The 2,500-nt window shown below is 53.8% G+C and carries 1 tRNA gene and 2 rRNA genes (1 of these 3 cut by a window edge); all 3 read right to left on the reverse strand.

The features are described from left to right. Nucleotides 1–77: transfer RNA gene (locus tag B2Y21_RS11990), tRNA-Met, on the reverse strand. A 56-nt stretch (nt 78–133) separates the two neighbouring features. Then, nucleotides 134–248: ribosomal RNA gene (rrf, locus tag B2Y21_RS11995) — 5S ribosomal RNA — on the reverse strand. Between the two features lie 75 nt (nt 249–323). Next, nucleotides 324–2,500 (reverse strand): 23S ribosomal RNA (locus B2Y21_RS12000); it runs 604 nt beyond the window's last position.

Below are 2,500 nucleotides of genomic sequence, written 5' to 3' on the forward strand. Positions count from 1 at the left end.
TGGGTGCGGGAGTAGGATTTGAACCTACGACCTTCAGGTTATGAGCCTGACGAGCTACCGGGCTGCTCCATCCCGCGGCAAGGCGGTGAGTAAAGGAAGAAGGATCGAGAAGTCATTCATGTGTGTCGGGTAGACCCGGCGGCGACCTACTCTCCCGCGCCTTAAGACGAAGTACCATCGGCTCTGGAGGTCTTAACGACCGAGTTCGGAATGGGATCGGGTGGGGAACCTCCGACAGAGCCACCAGGTCAACCCGACACACATGAATGAGAAGATATTGTCTATGATTTCGACAAGTAAGATCGAATGAGTTTTGCTGAGAAACGATCAAGCCGATCGGATTATTAGTACCAGTAAGCTTCACACGTCACCGCGCTTCCACACCTGGCCTATCAACGTGGTAGTCTTCCACGATCCTCAGCGAAGCCTTGTTTTGAGGTTAGTTTCCCGCTTAGATGCTTTCAGCGGTTATCTATTCCATACTTAGCTACCCTGCTGCACGGCTGGCGCCATGACAGGTCCACCAGAGGTATGTCCATCCCGGTCCTCTCGTACTAGGGACAGATCCTCTCAAGCTTCGAACACCCACGGCAGATAGGGACCGAACTGTCTCACGACGTTCTGAACCCAGCTCACGTACCACTTTAAACGGCGAACAGCCGTACCCTTGGGACCTGCTCCAGCCCCAGGATGTGATGAGCCGACATCGAGGTGCCAAACTTTGCCGTCGATATGGACTCTTGGGCAAAATCAGCCTGTTATCCCTAGAGTACCTTTTATCCGTTGAGCGATGGCCCTTCCACGCGGGACCACCGGATCACTATGGCCGACTTTCGTCTCTGCTCGACTTGTCAGTCTCGCAGTCAGGCTAGCTTATGCCATTGCACTCGACGACCGATTTCCGACCGGTCTGAGCTAACCATCGCGCGCCTCCGTTACACTTTGGGAGGCGACCGCCCCAGTCAAACTACCCACCACGCCATGTCCCGGGACCGGATAACGGCCCTCGGTTAGACGTCAACGACAGTAAGGGTGGTATTTCAAGGATGGCTCCACCAGAGCTGGCGCCCCGGCTTCATAGCCTCCCACCTATCCTACACATACGGTCGCTAACGCCAAGGCGAAGCTATAGTAAAGGTTCATAGGGTCTTTCCGTCTGACCGCGGGAACCCCGCATCTTCACGGGGAATTCAATTTCACTGAGCCTGTGCTGGAGACAGTGGGGAAGTCGTTACGCCATTCGTGCAGGTCGGAACTTACCCGACAAGGAATTTCGCTACCTTAGGACCGTTATAGTTACGGCCGCCGTTTACCTGGGCTTCAGTTCGGAGCTTTCACTCCTCCCTTTAACCTTCAGGCACCGGGCAGGCGTCAGACCCTATACGTCGCATTGATGCTTCGCAGAGCCCTATGTTTTTGCTAAACAGTCGCTACCCCCTGGCTTGTGCCACTCAGTCCTGGTTGCCCAGGGTGAGTCACGCTTATTCCGAAGTTACGCGTGCAATTTGCCGAGTTCCTTCAGCACAGTTCTCTCAAGCGCCTTGGTATTCTCTACCTGACCACCTGTGTCGGTTTCGGGTACGGTCTCTGCTAGAGTTATTTCCAGGGACAACGCCACCGCCGGGAACAATCCAATAAGCCCCGACGACTTATGCCATCCGTCACTTCTAGCTGGTGCAGGAATATTTACCTGCTTCCCATCGACTACGCTTTTCAGCCTCGCCTTAGGGGCCGACTAACCCTGCGCAGATTAGCTTTACGCAGGAACCCTTGGTCTTTCGGCGACAGTGTTTCTCACACTGTTTATCGTTACTCATGTCAGCATTCTCACTTCCGATACCTCCAGCCAACCTCACAGTTGACCTTCACAGGCTTACGGAACGCTCCGCTACCGCTTGCAGTAAACTGCAAACCCATATCTTCGGCGCATGGCTTTAGCCCCGTTACATTTTCCGCGCAGGATCGCTTGATCAGTGAGCTGTTACGCTTTCTTTAAAGGATGGCTGCTTCTAAGCCAACCTCCTGATTGTCAAAGCAATCCCACATCGTTTCCCACTTAGCCATGACTTGGGGGCCTTAGATGATGGTTAGGGTTGTTTCCCTTTTCACGACGGACGTTAGCACCCGCCGTGTGTCTGCCCGATAGTACTCCTGGGTATTCGGAGTTTGGTTAGTATTGGTACCGCTCGCGCAGCCCGCAACCATCCAGTGCTCTACCCCCCAGGGTATTCGTCGGACGCTCTACCTAAATAGATTTCGCGGAGAACCAGCTATGTCCAGGTTTGATTGGCCTTTCACCCCTATCCACAAGTCATCCCAGAATTTTTCAACATTCACGGGTTCGGACCTCCAGTAAGTGTTACCTTACCTTCATCCTGCTCATGGATAGATCACCTGGTTTCGGGTCGTCATACGTCGAACTTAGCGCCCTATTCAGACTCGCTTTCGCTGCGCCTACACCTAACGGCTTAAGCTTGCTCGACACATGAAGTCGCTGACC

It is taken from the genome of Brevundimonas sp. UBA5936 (assembly GCA_002430835.1).
Classification (GTDB): domain Bacteria; phylum Pseudomonadota; class Alphaproteobacteria; order Caulobacterales; family Caulobacteraceae; genus Brevundimonas.